The organism is Pseudarthrobacter sp. HLT1-3, from assembly GCF_059383535.1.
Genome location: NZ_JBWZCJ010000007.1, coordinates 172,832 through 194,759, shown reverse-complemented (window position 1 = coordinate 194,759; position 21,928 = coordinate 172,832). Strand labels below are relative to the sequence as shown.

The window sequence follows — 21,928 nt, the reverse complement described above, 5'->3', positions numbered from 1 at the left end:
CGGGAAGGAATAACAAAATCCATCACGGACCTTTCCCCGCCCCGCACGCCAGGCCGCGGGCGACAGCAAACCTGTCACACAAGAGCCTGACACACAGGGAAGTTTACGGCGATTCCGCACTGCTCCGGCGAACTCGGTGCCGGGGTGGGGTGGCCGGGGCGGGTTGGCCGGGACCTGGCGCGGACCTGGCGCGGGTCGGGGCAGGGCGCGGTGGGAAGGGGCGGGAAGCGGGCCTGGCTGGCTGTCAGCCCAGCAGCTCGGCCATGACCTCCGCCACGGTACCGGTCCGCGCACGCTGCCAGCCCGTCCCGGCCCAAAGGTTCAGCCGCTCGGCATCGCCGGCGGCAGCCGCAGCGGCGCGCAGTGGAGCTGTGAGGTGGTGCACGGCAGGGTAGGAATCCGGTGCGTCGGGGTGGTCCCGGACAAACTCATTGACCAGCGCCCGGGCCGGTCGTCCGGTGAACGCCCTCGTCAGTACGGTCCCCGTGAAACGCGGGCTGGCCAGAGCGTCCTTGTGCAGCTGCCGGGCTCCGCTCTCATCCGTCCGGAGGAACGCGGTGCCCAGCTGGGCGGCCTGTGCCCCCGCGGCCAGCACGTCCTCCAGCCCCGACCGGTCCATCACCCCGCCGGCGCCAACCAGCGGGAGCCCGACGGCGGACCGCACCTGGGCGACCAGCTCCGCCGTCGTGCCCGGCTCGCTGCCCCCGAACCCGCCACGGTGCCCGTCACTGCGCCCGCCGAGCCCGGCATTCGGCGAGGCGTCCGGCGAGGCCCCGGGGCCCCCGGTCCGCGGCGGGAAAGCCGCGCTGTGGCCCCCGGCGCTCGCATGCTGCACCACCAGCGCATCCACGCCCTGCTCGGCGGCCTCAAGCGCCTCGGCCACCGTGGTGACCGTGGCCAGCACCGCGGAACCTGACCGCCGGAGCGCGCGAACGACTTCGGCACCGGGCAGCCCAAATGTGAAGCTGACCAGTTCCACCGGGTCTGCCAGCAGCGCATCGACCTTTCCCTGCCAGTGGTCGTCGTCGTCGAGCCGCAGCGGCGGGACCTGAACGCCGTACCGCAGGGCATCCGGTGCCAGCCGGCCGCGGTACTCCTCAAGCTGTGCCTGCACCTCCGCGGACGGTGGCAGCTGGGCCGGGTCGGGGACGAAGAGATTCAGGCCGAACCGTGCGCCGGAATTCCGGGCTGTGCCGATCTCTGCTTGCATGGCCTCCACGGTCTTATAGCCCGCGGCGAGGAAACCCAGGCCCCCGGCCTGATGCACAGCCGTCACGAAGGCCGGTGTGGTGGTCCCGCCGGCCATCGGGGCCGCAATGATGGGGGAGCCGAAGAGGGCGTGCGGCATGGGTCACTCCTGGGGGACGATTCAGTAGTCTGTTCTGGTGACCCATTCTGACATCCCGCCGGCGGCGAACCCCGACCCTTCATCCATGACCGCGGCCGGCGCCGTGATCGGCCTCGACATCGGCGGGACCAAGACCCGTGGAGTCCGCTTCGAGAACGGCCGGGCCGTGGCCGATGAATCGGTGGGCAGTTCGAATGTGCAGAACGTCAGTCGCGAGGTAGCGGCCCGACATCTCGCGGAGCTCTTTGCCCTGATTGGCGGCGGAACGGTCGCCAAGGTCTACGCGGGGGCCGGCGGCATCGACACCGACGACGACGCCGCGGCACTTACCGCGCTGATCGCCCCGCTCGTGTCGGGAGCCCGGATCACCGTGGTCCATGATTCAAGGCTCCTGCTGGCGGCCGGCGGCGCGAGCACCGGAGTCGCCGTCATCGGCGGAACGGGCTCGGCCGCCTGGGGCAGGAACAGCCGCGGTGAGGAAGCCCGCGCCGGCGGCTGGGGATACCTGCTGGGCGATGAAGGCAGCGGGTACTGGCTGGGCCGCGAGGCAGTCCGCCACGGCCTGCGCCGGATGAACCAGGGGCTGGAGCCGGATGAACTGACCGCCGCGCTGCTGGCCTCCTGCGGCGTGGATGACCCCAACAAGTTGATCGCTCTCTTCCATTCACCGGACACCGGACGCCGTTACTGGGCCGAGCGGGCGCGGCTCGTGGTCGGAGCCGCCGAGGCCGGCCACGCCGCCAGCCGGGAACTCGTGGACCAGGCGGGAAGGGACCTGGCGGCCCTGGCACTCCAGACGGTCAGGCAGCTCGGCATCGAGGGCCCGGTGATCCTGGGTGGCGGCCTGGGCATGAACGTTCCGCGCCTGCAGGACGCCTTCCGCTCGACCCTGGCCGCCGCGGGGATCACCGACGTCCGTGTCCTGGACCGGGACCCGGTCTTTGGGGTGCTCCAACTCGTGGCCGAGCAGGGCTGACCCGGCCCGGCGGACGACGACGCCGGCGGACTACTACGCTGGAAGGATGACCCTGAACTTCGACACCCGCCCCGCTGCCTACGCGGTCATCATCCGCGACGGCGCCATCCTGCTGGCGTACTGGAAGCAGGGCAGCAAGGAAGGGTGGACCCTGCCGGGTGGCGGCCTGGACCTGGGCGAGCATCCCGTGGACGGCTGCCGCCGGGAGATCCACGAGGAAACCGGGTACCACGCGGAGGTCGGCGCCATGCTGGGAATCGACGTCGGGCACTGGCCCGCGGAAATCCGGATCGACGGCGGCGAACGCGATTTCCAGTCCTTACGGCTTGTCTACGAAGCGACCATTACCGGCGGGGCGCTGCGGCATGAGGTGAACGGCAGCACGACGCACGCGGCCTGGATCCCGCTGGGCGACGTCGCAGGGCTGAACAAGGTCTCTCTGGTCGACGCGGCGCTGCGGCTCTACCGCGAGCGGCCGCTGGACGGCAAACTGTCCTGACCGAGGACCTTCCGGACGTATAACTTTCCTGCTGCGTTCGCTAGCCAGGGCCCGCAGGGCGGGTCTATTCTAAAGAAGCCGCCGGGACGTCCCGGCCGACCGGAACCCTGCAACGACGGGGACAGCAGCCGGTCCGGCAAGCAAGAAGCAAGCGAGAACGGGGAGGTGGAGACGATGACTGCGGAATTCCTGTGCGCCAAGCGCACCACCAACAGCCATGTCATTATTCCTGCCCCGGACACCTGCACCCACTAGCCTCTCCAGCTTCCAAATTCACCGGCAGAGCGGCACGCGCCCGGGGCCCCATCAAAGGGTTTTCGTTGACTTCTACTTTTGCACGTATTCCTGCACAAAATTCTGCACGTCCGGGCACGCCCGGCGCACCGCACACCACCACCACCACCGCCACGAACACCAACGGTCCGGAGGGTCCGGCGGGCTTTGGTTTCACCGCCGCCGTGGCCGAACGCTTCGCGGCCCATCCCGTCCCGGGCGGCACCGGCGCGGGCCGGGTCATCCGCGTGGACCGCAACCTCGTCCTGATTGCCACGCACGACTCGACCCTCCATCTGCCCTACCCCGCTACCGGGGAGCTGCCCGCGACCGGGGACTGGGTCTGGCTGGGATCCAATGCCGCGGGGGAGCCCGCCATCACAGGGATCTTGGCGCGGCACTCGGAACTGAGCCGCAAACGCGCCTTTGAAGCCTCTTCGGAGGCGCAGGTGCTCGGCGCCAACATGGACATCGTCGGCGTCGTGGTGCCCGTGGACCGGCCGCTGACCCACAACCGGCTCGAACGCACCCTCGTCGCGGCCTGGGACTCGGGAGCCACCCCGCTCGTCATCATCACCAAGGCGGACCTTGCCGACCTGGCGGACGACGTCGTCGGCACGGTGATCCGCCAGGCCGCCGGCGTCGCGGTGGTCACCACCTCCGCCGAACATGGCGACGGCCTCGATGAACTGCTCCGCCACCTGCCGCCCGGCGGGACGCTCGTGCTGCTGGGTCCCTCCGGGGCCGGCAAATCCACCCTCATCAATGCCCTCGCCGGCGTCGAGGTCCAGGAAACGGGGGCCGTCCGGGCCGGTGACGGCAAGGGCAAGCACACCACCACCTCACGGGAGCTCGTGCCGCTGCCGGGCGGTGCCGTGCTGATGGACACCCCCGGGGTGCGCGGCTTCGGGCTGTTCGACGCCGACGGCGGAATGGCGGAGATGTTCGGCGACCTCGAGGAGCTATTTGGGCAGTGCCGGTTTTCGGACTGCGCGCACGGCAGCGAACCCGGGTGCGCCGTGCAGGCCGCACTCCTGGACGGATCCCTCGATGACCGGCGCTGGGCAAGCTACCTGAAACTCCAGCGTGAGCTCGCTGCCCTGGCCCGGCGGCACGACGCCGCCGCCAGCCGCGCCTACGCACGTGAATGGCACCAGACGATCTCGGCCGCCGGCAAGAGCCAACGCGCGGCAGAAAGGGACAGACATGAGAAGGCTGACAGGCAGAGCGCAAAGGGTCGCGACAAGGGCCGCGGGCGGACAAGGTGACCGGGGGCGCCCGACGGACCCGCTGACCGGGAACGGAGGCCAGGAGGCAACGCGGGGTCACTCACGGCCCATTCCGCCCGATGGAATGGGCGCGAAGTGACCCCGCGTTGCAGGTGTGGCACCCCCGATGGCGGTGGATGGGTGCTGCTGGAAAGTATTTCCGGCCCGGCACCCATCCGAAATCGTCTGCGCTACGAATGACTAAGTCAGCCCGGTGCCGGTGTTCAGGTCCCTGACTTTGTCAGCCGCGCTGGCTAGGCTGTGTTCTACCGTCTTTACAGCCAAAAATCAGCGTGTCTATGATCAGTTGGCTGGACCGTCCGATGTTGCCGCCAACAGTTAGGTAAGCCCGGAAATGGCTGAAGCCATGATCGAGTTCCAGAGCGTCACCAAGCAGTACCAGGGCGGGCAGGCTGCCGTGGATGACCTGACCATGTCCATCGACAAGGGCGCCATCACGGTCTTCGTCGGACCCTCGGGCTGCGGCAAGACCACGTCGCTGAGGATGATCAACCGCATGGTCGAGCCGACCTCCGGAACGATCACCGTTGCCGGTGAGGATGTCACCGCGGTGCCGGCCGCAAAGCTGCGCCGGTCCATGGGCTACGTGATGCAGTCTTCCGGGCTGATGCCGCACCGTTCCGTGCTGGACAACATCGCCACCGTGCCGCGGCTCAACGGCGTGCCAAAGGCCGAGGCGCGCAAGCGTGCGCAGGAGCTGCTCGACGTCGTCGGGCTGGCTTCCGCGCTGGGCAAACGGTACCCCTCACAACTCTCCGGCGGGCAGCAGCAACGGGTCGGCGTGGCCCGGGCGCTCGCCGCCGACCCGCCCGTGCTGCTGATGGACGAACCCTTCAGCGCCGTGGACCCCGTGGTCCGCGACGAACTGCAGCAAGAACTCCTCCGGCTCCAGCGGGACCTGGCCAAGACCATCGTCTTCGTCACCCACGACATTGACGAGGCCACCGTACTGGGGGACAGGGTGGCCGTGTTCGGCCTCGGCGGCAGACTGGCGCAGTACGCCACCCCCGAGGAAATCCTGCGCGCCCCCGCCAGCGACTTCGTGGCGGCCTTCGTGGGCCGGGACCGCGGCTTCCGGCACCTTGGCTTCAGCCCGTCCGACGGCGTCACCGTGCACCCGGCCCGGACGATCACCCCCGCTGGACTCGAGCATGACGGGAACGCCTCGGCCGAATGGCAGCTGGTGGTCGACGACGACCTGCACCCCCTGGGCTGGTCGGGTCCGGGCAAAGGCTCCACGACGATTCCCGGCGGATCCCTTTTCCGGAAGGGCGACACACTCCGCCGCGCCCTCGACGCCGCACTCTCGTCGCCCTCCGGCCTTGGCGTCGCCGTCGACACCGACGGCCGGGTGGCCGGCGTCATCACCGCCGAGGAAGTCCTTGCCGTGATCGAGTCGGACCGCCGCACGCGGCAGGGCGCACGCTGATGGACTGGTTCCTGGCCAACAGCGCACAGGTCTTCAGCCTCGCCGGCCAGCATCTGGTCCTGGCCATCCTGCCGATGATCTTCGGTGTGCTGATTGCCGTTCCGCTGGCCCAGGTTGCCCGGCAGAACCGCGGGCTTCGGTCCGTGGTGCTGACGGTTTCCTCGCTGCTCTATACGATCCCGTCGCTGGCACTCTTCATCATCCTGCCGACCGTTCTGGGCACCCGGATCCTGGATCCGCTCAACGTTGTTGTGGCGCTGACGATCTACGCCGTCGCCCTGCTGGTGCGTGCCACCCTGGATGCCTTCGACTCGGTGGATGAGGACCTCCGGCAGGCCGCCGTCGCGATGGGGTTCAAGCCGTTCGCCCGCTTCCTGCAGATCGACCTGCCCCTGTCCCTGCCGGTCCTGTTCGCCGGACTCCGCGTGGTCTCGGTCAGCAACATCTCGCTGGTCAGTGTCGCGGCCCTGCTCGGCATCGGCAACCTTGGGATGCTCTTCACCTCGGGCCTGCAGCGTGATTTCGTCACCGAAGTGGTGGTGGGCATCATCGCCATCCTCGTCCTCGCCCTGCTGATGGACGGCGTCCTGGTCCTGCTCGAGCGGCTGCTGACGCCGTGGACCCGCGCCGCGGCAGCCACCGGCTCCGGCAGCGCGACCGGCAGCGCTTCCGACGACGGCCGCGTCACGACCGGCACCGCGGCACTGCGGCTATCCGATGCCCGGACTGCGGACGGTGCCTCATGAGCAACGTCGTCACCGACACCTTCGACTGGCTCGGCAATCCGGAGCACTGGTCCGGCAGCGCCGGAATCCCGGAACGGCTGGCCGAGCACCTGATGTACACCGGCCTGGTCATGCTGATCGCCACCGCCATCGCCGTCCCGATCGGCCTGTACGTGGGGCATACCGGCCGCGGGCGGGTCGCCGCGGTGGCCGTCGCCGGCGCCCTCCGCGCCCTGCCCACCCTGGGCCTGCTCACCCTTTTCGTGCTCCTCGCCGGGATCGGGCTGATGCCGCCGATCTGGGCCCTCGTGATCCTGACGGTCCCCCCGCTGCTCGCCGGCACCTACGCCGGCATCGCCAGCGTGGACCGGAACGTCGTCGACGCCGCCCGGGCCATGGGCATGACGGAGCTGCAGGTGCTGTTCCGCGCGGAATTCCCCAATGCCCTGCCCGTTATGTTCGGCGGCTTCCGGACCGGTGTACTCCAGGCCATCGCCACCGTCTCGGTCGTGGCGTACATCAACCTCGGCGGCCTCGGCAGGTACCTGTTTGACGGGCTCGTGCTCTCCGACTTCCCCCAGATGCTGGGCGGGTCCCTGCTGATCGCCGGCCTGGCGATCGCCGTCGACCTCGTCCTGGCCCTTATCCAGAGGCTGTTCCTGTCCCAGGGCGCCTCTACCAAGCCAAACCGGAGCCAGCAGGCTGCGGTTGATCTCACAGACCCTGTAACCGCGGGGACTGCTGTTCAAGGAGGTACGTCATGAAGGAAACCCGCCAACGAGCACTCGGCAGGCGCGCATTCGGCGGCCTGGCCGCCGGCGTCGGCCTGGCCATGGCACTGTCCGCCTGCGGAGGCTCGTCCGATCCGCTCTCCACAGCACCGGCGACGGGCGGAGCCACGTCCGGTGCGGGCTCGGCCCTCGTGATCGGTTCCGCCGATTTCCCGGAGAGCCAGATCATCGCCGAGGTGTACGCCGGAGCCCTGAACGGCGCCGGCGTCACGGCGAGCACCAAGCCGAACATCGGCTCGCGCGAGGTCTACTTCAAGGCCGTCCAGGACGGATCCGTGGACGTCATCCCCGACTACAGCGGAAACCTGCTGCTGCACGTCAGCAAGGACGCAACCGAGGTCTCGGCCGAGGACATTTACAAGGCACTGCCCGGCAAACTGCCGGAAGGACTCGCCGTGCTGGAAGCCTCCACGGCTGAGGACAAGGACGCGATGGTCGTCACGAAAGCCACCGCGGAGAAGTACCAGTTGAAGTCGATCGAGGACCTCGCCAAGGTCTGCAGCGAAATCGTAGTGGGGGCCCCGGCGACCTTCGCTGAACGCGCCTACGGGCTCCCGGGCCTGGCGAAGAACTACAACTGCGTGCCCAAGAAGCTGGAGCCGTTCAGCGATGGCGGCGGTGCCGTGACGCTCAAGGCCCTGCTCTCCGACCAGGTCCAGGTGGCCGATATCTACACCACCACCCCGTCCATCGCGGACAACGACCTCGTCGTGCTCGAGGATCCGAAGAACAACTTCATCGCCCAGCAGGTCCTCCCGCTTTACAACAAAGCCAAGATGACCGACAAGGCGAAGGAGACCCTGAACGCCGTGTCCAAGGTCCTCACCACGGAGGACCTGATCAACCTCAACCGGGCGGTCAGCGGCAGCCAGAAGCAGAACCCCAAGGACGCCGCGGCTGCCTGGCTCAAGGACAAGGGCCTGGTCAAGTAAGAGACACTCCCGCACAGTCTGACGCCCGACGGCGGCTGCCAGCTCCTCCGCTTCGTGGGGGAGCGCGGCAGCCGCCGTCGCGCGTTTGGTGCCCGTGCCGGTTGCCGGTACCGGCCTGTGACGGCCGCACACCCCTGTGAGTCAGATCTCAGCGGAAGTACATCCTCCATATGGCATATTTGATGGATGGCAGAATTCAAGCAGTCCACCAAGCTTCATAATGTCCTTTACGACATCCGTGGACCGATTCTTCAGGCCGCCCAGCAGATGGAGGCAGAGGGTCACCGCATCCTCAAACTGAACATCGGGAACCCGGCCCCGTTCGGATTTGAAGCCCCGGACGCGATCCTGGTGGACATGATCCGCCACCTGCCGCATGCCCAGGGCTACAGCGATTCCCGCGGCATCTTCTCCGCCCGGACGGCCGTCTCGCAGTACTACCAGACCCGCGGCATCCAGAACATCCATGTCGATGACATCTACCTGGGCAACGGCGTCAGTGAGCTCATCACGATGTCCCTGATGGCGCTGCTCAACGACGGCGACGAGGTCCTGATCCCCACCCCGGACTACCCGCTCTGGACCGCCTCGGTCGCCCTGGCCAGCGGACGGCCCGTGCACTACCTCTGTGACGAGGAGTCCGGCTGGCAGCCGGACCTGGAGGACCTGGAGGCCAAGATCACCCCGCGCACCAAGGGCATCGTGGTGATCAACCCGAACAACCCCACCGGCGCCGTCTACCCGGAGGACACCCTCAAGAAGATCGTCGCGCTGGCCGAGAAGCACGGACTGGTCCTCTTCGCCGACGAGATCTACGAGAAAATCCTCTATGAGGACGCGGTCCACGTGAACATGGCCAGCCTCACGGGCGACGACGTCCTTTGCCTGACGTTCAGCGGCCTGTCCAAGGCCTACCGCGTGTGCGGCTACCGGGCCGGGTGGATGGCCATTTCCGGGCCGAAAAAGGACGCCGCGGACTACCTCGAGGGCATCAGCCTGCTTGCGAACATGCGCCTCTGCGCCAACGTGCCGGCCCAGCACGCCATCCAGACGGCGCTCGGCGGCTACCAGAGCATCAACGACCTGATCCTGCCGGGCGGCCGGCTGCTCGAGCAGCGCAACAAGGCCTATGACATGCTCAATGCCATCCCCGGGGTCAGCACGCAGCAGGCCCGTGGCGCCATGTACCTCTTCCCGAAACTCGATCCAGAGGTATTCCACATCCGCGACGACGAGAAGTTCGTCCTGGACCTGCTGCGCGAGCAGAAGATCCTGGTCTCGCACGGCCGGGCCTTCAACTGGGTCCGCCCGGACCACTTCCGGATGGTCACCTTGCCGCTCGTGAAGGACCTCGAAGAGGCAATCAACCGCATGGCGGACTTCCTGAGCCGGTACAAAGGGAACTAGCCTGAGCTCAGCAGCGCGGCGCGGGCGGTTGTCCCGGCGATCCGACCGGAGGCTGCCCGAACCGGAAAGAGGCAAGGGATGTCAGACATAGTGGGATTCAAGGAGCGCCCCTCCGACACCCTGAAGGTGGGTAAGGGCTTCAAGCTGAAGGACACGGACCCGGACTCCACCCCGGGCTACCCGGGGGACAAGAACGACGGCGAGGTGCTCCTCGACGCCCTGGATGACACCCTCGCCGAGCTCCAGGAGCAGCTTTTCGCCGAATCGCGCTTCGGTGGGACCAGGCGCGTCCTGCTGGTCCTGCAGGCCATGGATACTGCCGGCAAGGGCGGGATCGTGACGCACGTTATGGGCGCCATGAACCCGCAAGGCGTGACGATGAAGTCGTTCAAGGCGCCAACGCCGGAAGAGAAGTCCTACGACTTCCTCTGGCGGATCGAGAAGGAAGTGCCGGCTGCCGGCATGGTGGGGGTCTTTGATCGCTCGCATTACGAGGATGTCCTGATCCACCGCGTCCACCGCTGGGCAGATCCAAAGGAACTGGAGCGCCGCTACACCGCGATCAACGAATTCGAGGCGAGGCAGACAGCCGCCGGCACCACTATCGTCAAGGTCATGCTCCACATCAGCCAGGACGAGCAAAAGGAGCGGCTGCTCGCGCGGCTGGATGATCCGGCGAAGCTCTGGAAGTACAGCAGCAACGACCTGAAGGAACGCGCGTTCTGGAGCGACTATATGGACGCTTACCAGAAGGCCTTCGAGAAGACGGGCACCGAGGTGGCCCCGTGGCACGTGGTCCCGGCCAACAAGAAGTGGTACGCCCGGATCGCGGTCCAGCAGCTGCTGCTCGACGCGCTGGAAGGTCTGAAGCTGGAGTGGCCGGTCCCGGACCTTGACGTCGCGATGGAACGGGACCTGGTCGAGCGGTCCTGACCGCCTCGCCGGTCAGCCGGACTGGGTGGCCCCGTTGATTGGTCGGCCTAGCCGGCCTGGGAAGCCTGGGGAGACTGGTCACGGGCCGCGGCCAGGCGTTTGCGGGCACCTTCGAGCCACTGTTCGCAGCGCTTGGCCAGGGCCTCGCCGCGTTCCCACAGCGCCAGGGACTCCTCCAGGCTCGCCCCGCCGGCTTCGAGCCTGCTGACGATGCCAACGAGTTGCTCGCGGGCTTCCTCGTAGTTCAGGCCCTCGATGTCGGTGTTGGGCTTGGTTTCTGCTGTCATGGCGTGCTGCTCCTTGCTGTGTCCCGAAGGACGATGGTTTGGGTGGGATGGACTGTTCGGATGGGACGGCCTATCAGTCTTCGGTGGTTTCCTGGCCGCCGGTCGACTCCGCGGTGAACCGGCCACCGGCCACGCGGACGGTCAAGGCCGTGCCTGCCGGTGCCTGGTCCGGGTGCCGCACAACGTCCCGGTGGGTGCCGGGAACCGCGCCGCCGTCCGCGATTTGCACCACGGCGTACCCGCGGTCCAGGGTCTTTTGCGGCGAGAGTGCCCGCACCTGGGCCTTGAGATGCACCAGCTGATCGGCGGCCCTGGCGACGGCAGTGGTGACGGCTGCCTGCGAACGGCCCTTGAGGCGTTCGACCTCCTCGTGCCGGATGCTGACCATGACGTCCGGGGAGGCCAGTACCGGGCGGGAGCGCAGCGAGGCCATGCGGTCCGTTTCACGTTCCACCAGCCGGGTGACACCCCGCCGGAGCTGGTCCCGGGCCTGGCGCACCCGCGTGAGCTCCTCCACAACGTCCGGAACGATCCGCTTCGCCGCATCGGTCGGCGTGGAGGCACGCAGGTCCGCGACGTCGTCAAGGATCGGCCGATCGGCCTCGTGGCCGATCGCACTTACCACCGGAGTGGACGCGGCGGACACCGCCCGGATGAGTTCCTCGCTGCTGAACGGCAGCAGATCCTCCAGGGCCCCGCCGCCGCGGGCGATCACGATCACGTCCACAACAGGGTGCGCATCCAGCTCCCGAAGCGCTGCGATCACCTGCGCGACGGCGGTGTTGCCCTGGACGGCCACCTCACGGATTTCGAATTCGACGGCGGGCCAGCGCAGGGCGGCGTTGCGCAGCACATCCTTTTTGGCGTCTGAGTCGCGGCCGGTGATCAGGCCGATCCGGTGGGGGAGCAGGGGCAGTCGCTTCTTGCGGGCGTCGGAGAACAGGCCTTCCGCGGCCAGGGCGTGGCGCAGCCGCTCAATCCTGGCGAGCAGATCCCCGAGTCCCACCGGCCGGATGTCCTTCACGGACATGTTCAGCCGGCCGGTCTTAAGCCAGAATTCGGCCTTGATCAGGGCCACGACGCGGGATCCGCGTTCCAGCGGGATTTCCTGCCGGTCGAGCACCTTCGTCCAGACGGAGGCGGGGAGAGAGATCTCGGCGTCGATGTCCCGCAGCGTCAGGTAGGCGTTGGTTCCGCGCCGGTTCAGTTCGATGACCTGGCCCTCGACCCACGCGGACGGTGCACGGTCGATGTGCATCTTCAGTTTCTGGGACAACAGCTGCAGCGGCCAGGGGTTATCCGGGCTGGTTTCCGCCGCCGTGCCGGGAACCGTGCTGGCAGCGGCGGTACCCTCAGACATGCCGGTGCCTCCGGGCGGAGATTGCCTTGTGCATGTGGTTATGTCCTTTGCCGGGGCCGGGGGCTGTCAGCAGGTTCGCCCCCAGCGATGGCTCGTCTGGAGTTACGACCGGCGGACAACCCGAACTTGTCGGTTTCAACTCTATCCATAGCTCTATCACCGGGGGCCGACTTTATCGTTCCGGGGCCACCCCCATAGGATGGAACTACCCACCAACCAGCGAGGAATTTCGTGCGCACTTTTATCTCGGCTGCAGCGGTACTCATCGGGCTCGTCCTGGCGGCCGTCGCCGTTCCGGCCATGTGGGTGGAACGGAACATTGTCCAGGAGGACGGCTTCGTGGGATTCACCGCTCCGCTGGGCAAGGACCCCGTGTTTCAACAGCGGCTGGCGGCAGCAGCTGTGGGCAGCCTCGGCGCCGAGCGGATCCCCGAAGCGCTGAGAGGGCTGGTCACGCCGATCCTGGACAGCGCGGCCCGGTCCCTCACGACCATGCCCGGATACCCCGATGCCTGGACCGACACCCTGCGCAAAAGCCACCGGCTGAATTTTTCCGACGCCGGGACGCTGCCGGCCGAGGTCGGCGGCCCCACCTCGCTGACCCTGGACCTTGCGCCGCTCGTCGCCCTGGTGGCGAAACAAGTGGCGGATGCCACCACCCTGCCGCTGGAAGCCCCCGACCAGCTGCTGATCACCATCGGAGCGCCCGAGCACCGGCAGGTCCTGGACCGGGTGGCCGCCTTCGCGCCGATGGGCTACGCAGCAGCCGCCGGCGCGCTCATCGCCTTCGCACTTGCCTTCGTTTCCGCCCGGCGGCGCTGGACGGTCGTGGCCGGCATCGGACTCGGTGCCCTTGTGCTGGCCGGCGTCTGGACGCTGGCCGCAGACGCCGTCGGGGGTGCCGTGGCGCGAACCAGCAGCGGCAACGAGGTGGCGGAGATCTTCAAGAGCGAGTTCGTCTCGGCCGCCAGCGCCAGTTTCGGGCAGTGGACCCTGGTGGCCGTTATGGTTGGCGGCCTCCTGCTGGCGGTCGGACTCGTGCTGCGCCTCGTCGGCGGGCGCCGACGCGGGCCCGCGGCCGGGCCACGGTAGCGCCGCCCAACACCGGTAGCATTGGGGCATGACCTCCACCGCTGTTTCCATTCCGATGCCCACCGTTCCCCGCCGGCGGCGTTCGCCGGAAGAAGTGCTGGCGGCGGCAACCGTCTCCGGCACGAAGAGGGTCCTGCTCGCAGCCCCGCGCGGCTACTGCGCCGGCGTCGACCGCGCAGTCATCGCGGTGGAAAAGGCCCTGGAGCACTACGGTCCGCCGGTGTACGTCCGCAAACAGATCGTCCACAACGTGCATGTGGTCAGCTCCCTGGAGGAAAAGGGCGCAATCTTCGTGGACGAGACCGACGAGGTCCCCGAGGGGGCCCTGGTGATTTTCTCCGCGCACGGCGTCTCACCCGCCGTCGTGCAGTCCGCCGAGGACCGGGGGCTGCGGACCATCGACGCCACCTGCCCGCTCGTGACCAAGGTGCACAAGGAGGCGGTCCGCTTCGCTAAGGACGACTTCGACATCCTGCTCATTGGCCACGACGGCCACGAAGAGGTCGAAGGAACCGCCGGCGAGGCCCCTGAGCACATCCAGATCATCAACGGCCCCCATGAGGTCGACAAGGTCACGGTCCGGGACCCGGAGAAGGTCATCTGGCTGTCCCAGACCACCCTCAGCGTCGACGAAACAATGGAGACCGTCCGGCTGCTTAAGGAACGGTTCCCGACCCTGCAGGATCCGCCCAGCGACGACATCTGCTACGCGACCACCAACCGCCAGGTGGCGATCAAGAAGATCTCGCCGCAGGCAGACCTGGTGATTGTGGTCGGATCAGCCAACTCCTCGAACTCGGTCCGGCTCGTGGAGGTGGCGCTGGAGTACGGTGCCAAGGCCTCCTACCGCGTGGATTTCGCGAATGAAGTGGACGAATCCTGGTTCGAGGGAGTCGCCACCGTCGGCGTGACCTCGGGTGCCTCGGTTCCCGAAGTCCTGGTCAAGGATGTCCTGCGGCTGCTCGCGGACTACGGCTATGGATCGGTCGAGGAAGTCGTCACGGCCGAGGAGGACCTGCTCTTCTCGTTGCCCAAGGAGCTTCGCGCCACGCTAAAGCAGGCGGGCGACGTCACCCGTGCCCTCGGGGGACGCGGCACACGCCCGGCCCAGACCTCCTAGACCTTCCGGACGTCCCGGGACCTCCTAGGGCTCCTTCGCGGGACAGCTTCCTAAGCCGCGGACTCCTGGTCCGTTTCGGCGGACCCGATCCCGGGTGAGGACCCGATCCCGGGCGCGTGCCCGGGCTGGAGTTCCGGGGCAGCAACCGAACGCGGCGTCACCTCCACGGCCGCGGGCGTGGTCAGCCCGGTCGCGTCCAGTGAATTGAGCTTCCGGGCGGTCGGCAGGACGCGGGCCTCCAGCGTGCCGACCATGGAGTTGTAGCGGTCCACCGACGTTTTGAGCGAGGCGCCCAGTTTGCTGACATTCTCCCCGAGGGTTCCCATCCGCTCATAGAGCTGGTGGGCCAGCTCGAAGAGCTCACGCGCGCTGTCGGTCAGGACGTCCTGGCGCCAGGTGAAGGCGACGGACTTCAGGACCGCGAGCAGGGTGGACGGGGACGCCAGCACCACGTTCCGGGACAGCGCGTAGTCCAGCAGCGCCGGGTCGGCCGACAGGGCGGCCGCCAGAATCGACTCGGCCGGCAGGAAGCAGACCACGAGTTCCGGGGAGTTGCCCGGTATGTCCCAATACTTCTTGTTGCTCAGCGCGTCCACGTGGGATTTCAGGGCCTTGGCATGCGCCAGCAGGTGGGTCTGCTGGCCGCCCTGTCCCTGTGTGTGCAGTTGCCCGCCGGCGGACGCCCCGAGCTCCTGGGCCGCCAGGTAGGAGGCGAGCGGCACCTTGGCGTCAACCACCAGCTGCTTCTGGCCGGGAAGCTGCACGACCAGATCGGGCCGGAGGCTCGAATCGGTCGCGGCACCCTGCTGCTGCGCACTGTGCACCTGTTCGTGGAAATCGACGTGGCGCAACATGCCAGCCGCCTCGACCACTCGTCGCAACTGGACTTCGCCCCACTGGCCACGGGCACTGTTGGACCGCAGCGCGGACTCCAGCGCATGCGTTGAGCGCAGCAGCTGTTCGTCGGACAGCCGGGCCTCCTGCAGCTGCTGGGCCAACTGTCCGTACTGCTCCAGCCGGTCGCGCTCCAGCAGCGACACCTGCTGTTGGACTGCCGTGAGCTTCTCCGCCACCGGCGCCAAGGCCCGCAGGACGCTGCCGTCCTGGTTCCGGGACTCGCCGAGTTCCCGGTTTTGGACAGCCAGCAGCCGCCGCTCGGCGTCGGCCGCGGCGAACTGGGCGCTGACCTCGGACAGCCGGCCGGAGACGGCGTCGAAGTCCTGCTCCACCGCGAGCGTTCGCCGGCGGACCAGAAGATAGACCACGGCTGCGCCGGCGACTGCGCCGACAAGCAGCATGAGGAGGGAAAGAATCAGTGCGAAAGCGTCCATGGCTTCACTCTGGCATGCCCCTGCGACAGTTTCCGGCCGACGCCCTGCAGGCATCCAACCGGACGCCGGCCGGGCCGGCGTGGGGGGAGCGTGGGGGAGAACGGGCAGAGCAGGTAGAATTAGTACTCGTGGCTCTTACTATTGGCATCGTCGGACTGCCCAACGTCGGCAAATCAACTCTTTTCAACGCACTGACCCGCAACCAGGTGCTCGCTGCGAACTATCCGTTCGCAACGATCGAGCCGAACGTGGGCGTCGTCAACCTGCCGGACCCGCGTCTCGCCAAGCTTGCCGCCGTCTTCGGATCCCAGCGCCTGCTGCCCGCTCCGGTGTCCTTCGTAGACATCGCCGGCATCGTCAAGGGTGCCTCGGAGGGCGAAGGCCTGGGCAACAAATTCCTCGCCAACATCCGCGAGGCCGAGGCCATCGTCCAGGTGGTGCGCGTGTTCGATGACCCCGACGTCATCCACGTCGACGGCAAAGTGGACCCCCGCTCGGACATGGAGATCATCAACACCGAGCTGATCCTGGCTGACCTGCAGACCATCGAAAATGCCATCCCCCGGATCGAAAAAGAAGTCAAGATCAAAAAGCGGGACGCCGCCGAGCTCACGGCCATCAAGGCGGCCCAGGCAGTGCTGGAACGTGGCGACACCATCTTCTCCTCGGTCAAGAGCGCCAAGCTGGAGATGGAGCACCTCAGGGAGCTCAGCCTCCTGACCGCCAAGCCGGTCATCTATGTCTTCAACGCGGACGAAGGCATTTTGGGCAGCCCGGAGAAGCAGGCGGAACTGCGCGCCATGGTGGCCCCGGCGGACGCCATCTTCCTGGACGCGAAGCTCGAATCCGACCTCGTTGAGCTGGACGAGGAAGAAGCCCGCGAAATGCTCGAAATGAACGGCCAGGACGAATCCGGCCTCGACCAGCTGGCCCGCGTCGGCTTCCACACCCTCGGGCTGCAGACCTACCTGACCGCTGGCCCCAAGGAAACCCGGGCCTGGACCATCCACCAGGGCGACACGGCCCCGCAGGCGGCCGGAGTGATCCACTCCGATTTCCAGCGCGGCTTCATCAAGGCCGAAGTCGTCTCCTTCGACGATCTCATCGAGGCCGGTTCCATGGCGGAGGCGAAGTCCCGCGGCAAGGTCCGGATCGAGGGCAAGGAATATGTCATGGCCGACGGCGACGTGGTGGAGTTCCGGTTCAACGTGTGACGGAATGATTATTCATCAAGTAATTAAGGATTAACTCGAGGAGCCCCGATTTTCGAATCGGGGCTTTTCTGTACCCGCGGAGATTAGCGCCGAGCATGCGCCGCGTCAATAATCGTGGCGGAATTCGCGCGTTGACGATTCGGCTAATGTTGCAGCTCGGTAACGAACTTTACAGTCGGTCAACTTTGCGTGCCGATCGCCGGATTTGGGTTTACGCTTCATCCCATGTGAGACGGCCCACACTGCCGATGGGGGAGTGTGGACGTCTGCCCGGTGCCTACGGCCTCGGTCTCAACCACACCACAGAAACAAGGAGGCGGAATGCGCTTCGGTCGTATTTCCAAAGCAGTGGGCGTGGCAGCAGCAGCTGCCCTCGCCCTCAGCGCCTGCGCAGGCAACGGCGGCGGGACATCCCCGACCACTGCTGCGGCAGCAAGCAAGACAGGCGGATCGGCAACTGTCGTGGAGGTGAACGCCTTCAACACGTTCAACCCCAACACAGCTGACGGCAACACTGACATCAACTCGAAGGTCAGCTACGCCACCCACTCGGGGTTCTTCTACATCGACAACAAGCTCAATGTCGTGCGGAACGAGAAGTTCGGCAAGATGGAGAAGACCTCCGACGATCCGCTCACGGTGAAGTACACCATCAATGACGGCGTGAAATGGTCGGACGGAACTCCCGTTACCACTGCTGACCTTCTGCTGCAGTGGGCCGCCTTCTCCGGGTACTACAACGATGCCGACGCAGAGGCAAAGACCGGAACCTCCTACTTCTCCTACGCCGGTGATCCCACCGGTATTGCGCTGTCTGACTTCCCGGAGCTCAGCGACGACGGCAAGTCCATGACGGTCAAGTACTCCAAGCCGTTCTCCGACTGGGAAATCGCGCTCGGCGGCCCCGGCATCGACATCCCGGCCCACGTGCTCGCCAAAAAGGCCGGCCTGACGGATGCCAAGGCTTTCGTTGATCTGCTGAAGGGCATGAAGCGCGGCGACGCGGCAGCCCCCCAGCCGGCCAACACGCAGCTCCAGGCCATGGCCGAGCTGTGGAACACCGGCTTCGACTCCAAGACCCTGCCGGCGGACCCGAGCCTCTACCTCTCCAACGGTCCCTACATCGTCAAGGGCGTCAACCAGGACCAGTCCCTGACCATGGTCAAGAACAAGGACTACAACTGGGGGCCGGAAGCCAAGCTGGACGAAATCACCGTCCGCTACATCGGTTCCGCGCCGGCCCAGGTACAGGCGCTCAAGAACGGCGAAGCCGACATCATCGCACCGCAGGCTTCGGCTGACACGGTGGAGCAGCTCAAGGCCCTGGAAAGCCAGGGCGTCACGGTCGAGATCGGAAACCAGCTTTCCTACGACCACATCGACCTCAACTACAGCGGCGTCTTTGCTGAGCAGAGCGTCCGCGAAGCGTTCATGAAGAGCGTCCCGCGCAAGGACATCGTCGACAAGATCGTCAAGAAGCTCGACCCGAAGGCTGCACCGCTGGACTCTCAGCTGTTCGTGCCGGACCAGGCCCTGTACACCGAGTCCGTCAAGGACAACGGATCCTCGGCCTACGCGGATGTCGACATCGAGGGCGCCAAGAAGCTCCTCAACGGTGCCACGCCTGAAGTCCGCATCATGTACAACAAGGACAACCCCAACCGTGCCGACATGTTCGCACTGATCAGCGAGTCCGCCGCCAAGGCTGGCTTCAAGATCGTCGACGGCGGACTGGGCAAGTCTGACTGGGGCAAGGCCCTGGGCGACGGCAGCTACGATGCCACCATCTTCGGCTGGATCAACTCGGGTGTTGGCGTTTCCGGTGTTCCGCAGATCTTCAAGACCGGCAACGACTCCAACTTCAACCAGTTCAGCGATCCGGAAGCCGACAAGCTCATGGATGAACTGATTGTCACCACCGACAAGGGCAAGCAGGACGCCCTGATCAAGCAGATCGACAAGAAGATCTGGGCTTCCGCCTACGGCCTTCCGCTGTTCCAGGCAGTCGGCGTGGACGCTTACAGCGACCGCATTACCGGCGTGAAGTACATGCCGAACCAGACCGGTGTCTGGTGGAACTTCTGGGAGTGGGCACAGAAGTAGCCGACGACCGCAAGTGACACTTGCTAGCTAAAGGCGTCGGGACCGGGCATTCTGGTTCCGGCGCCTTTCTAGCGACACCCCCTCATGATGGCGGGCCCTGCCACACCATCCGCGGGGAAACGGCCAAACTCTGCGACCGGTCCGGGCAACCCCTGGGCCCGAATACCGAGGTTCTATTCCCATGGTGACCTACATAGTCCGGCGGCTTATTACCGCCGCCCTCATACTCCTTGGCGCATCCTTCCTGGTGTATCTCCTGACAGCGGCGTCAGGCGATCCCCTCGAGGAATTCCGTGCCAGCAGCGCCCCCAACAAACAGCAGCTGATGGACGCACGCACCGAGCTGCTGCAACTGGACACCCCCGCCCCGCTCCGGTACTTCCAGTGGCTCGGCGGCGCGGCCAAGTGTCTTATCCCGTTCGCCGGCTCCTGCGACCTGGGCAAGAACATCGCCGGCCAGCCCATCACCGATGCCCTGGGGCACGCGCTGGTCCAAACCCTGACCCTCGTCACGGGCGCCACCGTGCTGGCGATCCTGATCGGAATCACGCTTGGCATCATCACGGCCCTGCGCCAGTACAGCACGCTGGACTACGGCGTGACCTTTATGGCCTTCCTGTTCTTCTCCCTCCCGATCTTCTGGGTCGCGGTCCTGCTGAAGGAGTTCGGCGCCATCGGGTTCAACAACTTCCTTCGAAATCCTGAGGTGCCGATGCCGGTAGCCCTGCTCATCGGTGCTGTCGTCGGCGTGCTGACAGCAGTGGCACTCGGTGGCGAGCTGAAGCGCAGGGTGCTCGTCGGCGGCGTCGTTTTTCTGTTCGTCTCCGCTGTGCTCGTGTATTTTTCTGCCACGGAGTGGTTCAAGACCCCCGGACTTGGGCCGGTCGTCATTGTGATCGCCGGCGTCGGCATTGCGTTCGCCGTGACCCTGCTGTCGGCCGGACTCAAAAACCGCAAGGCGCTGCAGTCGGCGCTGATCGCAGTCGGCGTCGGTCTGGTGGTCTACTTCGTCATCCAGCCGCTGCTCAATGAGGCGACTTTCCTGATGATCGTGCTCCTCGCGGTGGCCGCTGTGCTCGTCGGCCTGGGCATCGGCTACCTGATGGGCGGCTACGACCGCGGGCAGTCCATGCGGGCCGCCGCGCTCACCTCGTTCCTGGTCGGCTTCCTGATCCTGCTGGACCGTTACATGCAGGCGTGGCCGACGTACTTCAACAACAGCCGGGTCCGGGGCCGTCCCATTGCCACCATCGGCGCCGGCACGCCGAACATCGAGGGCGATTTCTGGATCCTGAGCCTGGATTCCTTCACGCATCTGATCCTGCCGACCATGGCGCTGATCCTGATTTCGCTGGCCGGCTACACCCGGTTCACCCGGGCCTCAATGCTGGAAATCATGAACATGGACTACATCCGGACCGCCCGCGCCAAGGGCCTGTCGGAGCGGACCGTCGTGATGCGCCACGCCTTCCGCAACGCGCTGATCCCGATCGCCACCATTGTGGCCTTCGACATCGGCGGGCTGATCGGCGGCGCCGTCATCACCGAAACGGTCTTTTCGGTCCGGGGGATGGGCTTCCTGTTCCTGGACGGCATCCAGCACATCGATCCCAACCCGGTGATGGGCGTCTTCATCTGTGTGGCCATCACAGCCATGGGCTTCAACCTCATTGCGGACCTCGCGTACTCCGCACTTGATCCACGCGTAAGGGTAAAAGCATGAGCCAGCCAAGTCAGCAGGACGAAATCATGGCCGAGGACGCCGGGCTGCCGGCGGCCGGCATCGAGCCGATCCTCGAAGCCAAAGGCCTGAGCCAGGGCCAAATCGTACGGAAACGGTTCCTGGGCCACTCCGGCGCCATCATCGGGCTTGTCGTCTTCGCCATCATCTTCCTCACCGCCTTCACCTCCGTCGGCTACTGGGGCATCCCCGGCTGGTGGAAATACAGCCACGACCAGGTCACGCCCCTGGTCAACGATGGGGTGCCCACCGCCTCGCTGTGGCCACTGGCCTGGGGCGAGCACCCGTTCGGCCAGGACCGGATCGGCCGGGACCTATTCGCCATGACGATGCGCGGCGCCCAGCAATCCATCACCGTTATGGTCGTGATCGGCCTTATTGCCGGCCTGGTCGGCGTCGTGGTCGGTGCACTGTCCGGCTACTTCCGCGGCTGGACGGAAGCGGTGCTGATGCGCCTCACCGACGTCATCATCATCATTCCCGGGCTGCTGCTCGCCGCGGTGATGGCACAGATGGCCGGCCGGCGGGACTCCGGCAGCTGGTTCGCCTCCTTCGCCAGCAACAACGGCATCCTGGCGCTGGGCATCTTCCTCGGCCTGATCACCTGGGTCGGACTCGCGCGGCTGATGCGCGGGGAGTTCCTCTCGTTGCGCGAACGCGAATTCGTCGATGCGGCGCGGATTTCCGGGGCCAGCAATGCCCGCATCATCTTCAAACACATCCTGCCCAACGCCGTCGGCGTGTTGATCGTCAATGTCACGCTGACGATGTCCGCCGCGATCCTCACCGAGACGGCCCTGAGCTACCTCGGCGTCGGGGTCAAAGCCCCGGATACCTCGCTCGGGCTGCTGATTTCGCAGAACCAGGAGGCCTTTGCCACCCGGCCGTGGCTGTTCTGGTTCCCCGGCCTGTTTATTGTGCTGATCTGCCTGAGCATCAACTTCATCGGCGACGGCCTGCGGGACGCCTTCGATCCGCGGCAGAAGAAATTCAACGCCAAGAAGGCCAAAGACACCGGAAAGCACCCCGTCGAAGCGACCCCGGTTACCGCGTTCGACGGAACCAAGGGCGACTAGAT

The 21,928-nt window shown here is 66.5% G+C and carries 19 protein-coding genes; 15 read left to right on the top strand and 4 right to left on the bottom strand.

From position 1 onward, the window contains the following. Positions 1 to 244: 244 nt before the first annotated feature. On the bottom strand, positions 245 to 1,348 hold the full coding sequence (locus AC50X9_RS08710) for a nitronate monooxygenase (RefSeq protein WP_494892475.1): 1,104 nt from the start codon (positions 1,346 to 1,348) through the stop codon (positions 245 to 247). 85 nt (positions 1,349 to 1,433) lie between these two features. On the opposite strand from AC50X9_RS08710, the gene AC50X9_RS08705 reads away from it, so the two are divergent. The 9 genes from AC50X9_RS08705 (at position 1,434) to AC50X9_RS08665 (ending at position 10,602) form a co-directional block, all read left to right on the top strand. Beyond that, entirely contained in the window at positions 1,434 to 2,324 is an 891-nt protein-coding gene (locus tag AC50X9_RS08705) for an N-acetylglucosamine kinase (RefSeq protein ID WP_494892498.1), read from the top strand. A 46-nt stretch (positions 2,325 to 2,370) separates the two neighbouring features. Further along, entirely contained in the window at positions 2,371 to 2,823 is a 453-nt protein-coding gene (locus tag AC50X9_RS08700; protein WP_494892473.1) for an NUDIX hydrolase, read from the top strand. A gap of 458 nt (positions 2,824 to 3,281) precedes the next feature. After that, a complete protein-coding gene (gene rsgA / locus AC50X9_RS08695) occupies positions 3,282 to 4,364 on the top strand; it encodes a ribosome small subunit-dependent GTPase A (RefSeq protein WP_494892496.1) in 1,083 nt (360 codons plus the stop codon). 355 nt (positions 4,365 to 4,719) lie between these two features. Beyond that, entirely contained in the window at positions 4,720 to 5,814 is a 1,095-nt protein-coding gene (locus AC50X9_RS08690; protein WP_494892471.1) for an ABC transporter ATP-binding protein, read from the top strand. Then, positions 5,814 to 6,560, top strand: a complete 747-nt coding sequence (locus AC50X9_RS08685) for an ABC transporter permease (RefSeq protein WP_494892469.1) — start codon at positions 5,814 to 5,816, stop codon at positions 6,558 to 6,560. Before AC50X9_RS08690 ends, AC50X9_RS08685 begins: the two co-directional genes overlap by 1 nt. After that, on the top strand, positions 6,557 to 7,303 hold the full coding sequence (locus AC50X9_RS08680; RefSeq protein ID WP_494892467.1) for an ABC transporter permease: 747 nt from the start codon (positions 6,557 to 6,559) through the stop codon (positions 7,301 to 7,303). The genes AC50X9_RS08685 and AC50X9_RS08680 overlap by 4 nt, the downstream gene beginning before the upstream one ends. Beyond that, positions 7,300 to 8,262 (top strand): ABC transporter substrate-binding protein, encoded by a 963-nt coding sequence (locus AC50X9_RS08675; RefSeq protein WP_494892465.1) that lies wholly within the window; start codon positions 7,300 to 7,302, stop codon positions 8,260 to 8,262. Before AC50X9_RS08680 ends, AC50X9_RS08675 begins: the two co-directional genes overlap by 4 nt. 186 nt (positions 8,263 to 8,448) lie before the next feature. Next, complete coding sequence (locus tag AC50X9_RS08670) at positions 8,449 to 9,669, top strand: pyridoxal phosphate-dependent aminotransferase (RefSeq protein WP_494892463.1); 1,221 nt, start codon at positions 8,449 to 8,451, stop codon at positions 9,667 to 9,669. A 78-nt stretch (positions 9,670 to 9,747) separates the two neighbouring features. Further along, positions 9,748 to 10,602, top strand: a complete 855-nt coding sequence (locus AC50X9_RS08665) for a polyphosphate kinase 2 family protein (RefSeq protein WP_494892461.1) — start codon at positions 9,748 to 9,750, stop codon at positions 10,600 to 10,602. A 47-nt stretch (positions 10,603 to 10,649) separates the two neighbouring features. On the opposite strand, the gene AC50X9_RS08660 is transcribed toward AC50X9_RS08665, so the two are convergent. After that, on the bottom strand, positions 10,650 to 10,889 hold the full coding sequence (locus tag AC50X9_RS08660; protein WP_494892459.1) for an exodeoxyribonuclease VII small subunit: 240 nt from the start codon (positions 10,887 to 10,889) through the stop codon (positions 10,650 to 10,652). 73 nt (positions 10,890 to 10,962) lie between these two features. After that, complete coding sequence (xseA, locus tag AC50X9_RS08655) at positions 10,963 to 12,249, bottom strand: exodeoxyribonuclease VII large subunit (RefSeq protein WP_494892457.1); 1,287 nt, start codon at positions 12,247 to 12,249, stop codon at positions 10,963 to 10,965. A 231-nt stretch (positions 12,250 to 12,480) separates the two neighbouring features. On the opposite strand from xseA, the gene AC50X9_RS08650 reads away from it, so the two are divergent. Together AC50X9_RS08650 and AC50X9_RS08645 are read left to right on the top strand one after the other, a co-directional pair. Beyond that, a complete protein-coding gene (locus AC50X9_RS08650; protein WP_494892455.1) occupies positions 12,481 to 13,341 on the top strand; it encodes a hypothetical protein in 861 nt (286 codons plus the stop codon). Between the two features lie 28 nt (positions 13,342 to 13,369). After that, a complete protein-coding gene (locus AC50X9_RS08645; protein WP_494892453.1) occupies positions 13,370 to 14,461 on the top strand; it encodes a 4-hydroxy-3-methylbut-2-enyl diphosphate reductase in 1,092 nt (363 codons plus the stop codon). A gap of 50 nt (positions 14,462 to 14,511) precedes the next feature. Here AC50X9_RS08645 and AC50X9_RS08640 read toward each other — a convergent pair whose 3' ends face one another. Then, the gene (locus AC50X9_RS08640; RefSeq protein WP_494892450.1) at positions 14,512 to 15,792 is read right to left on the bottom strand and encodes a DNA recombination protein RmuC; all 1,281 of its coding nucleotides are present in this window, start codon (positions 15,790 to 15,792) and stop codon (positions 14,512 to 14,514) included. A 128-nt stretch (positions 15,793 to 15,920) separates the two neighbouring features. Here AC50X9_RS08640 and ychF point away from each other — a divergent pair, with 128 nt between their 5' ends. The 4 genes from ychF (at position 15,921) to AC50X9_RS08620 (ending at position 21,926) form a co-directional block, all read left to right on the top strand. Then, positions 15,921 to 17,006, top strand: a complete 1,086-nt coding sequence (gene ychF, locus AC50X9_RS08635; RefSeq protein ID WP_494892446.1) for a redox-regulated ATPase YchF — start codon at positions 15,921 to 15,923, stop codon at positions 17,004 to 17,006. A 321-nt stretch (positions 17,007 to 17,327) separates the two neighbouring features. Continuing rightward, complete coding sequence (locus AC50X9_RS08630; RefSeq protein WP_494892442.1) at positions 17,328 to 19,109, top strand: ABC transporter family substrate-binding protein; 1,782 nt, start codon at positions 17,328 to 17,330, stop codon at positions 19,107 to 19,109. A 181-nt stretch (positions 19,110 to 19,290) separates the two neighbouring features. Further along, entirely contained in the window at positions 19,291 to 20,832 is a 1,542-nt protein-coding gene (locus AC50X9_RS08625; RefSeq protein WP_494892439.1) for an ABC transporter permease, read from the top strand. Then, positions 20,829 to 21,926 carry an ABC transporter permease gene (locus AC50X9_RS08620; RefSeq protein ID WP_494892437.1) on the top strand — a complete coding sequence of 366 codons (1,098 nt, stop codon included), beginning with the start codon at positions 20,829 to 20,831 and terminating at the stop codon, positions 21,924 to 21,926. The genes AC50X9_RS08625 and AC50X9_RS08620 overlap by 4 nt, the downstream gene beginning before the upstream one ends. Positions 21,927 to 21,928: the final 2 nt, after the last annotated feature.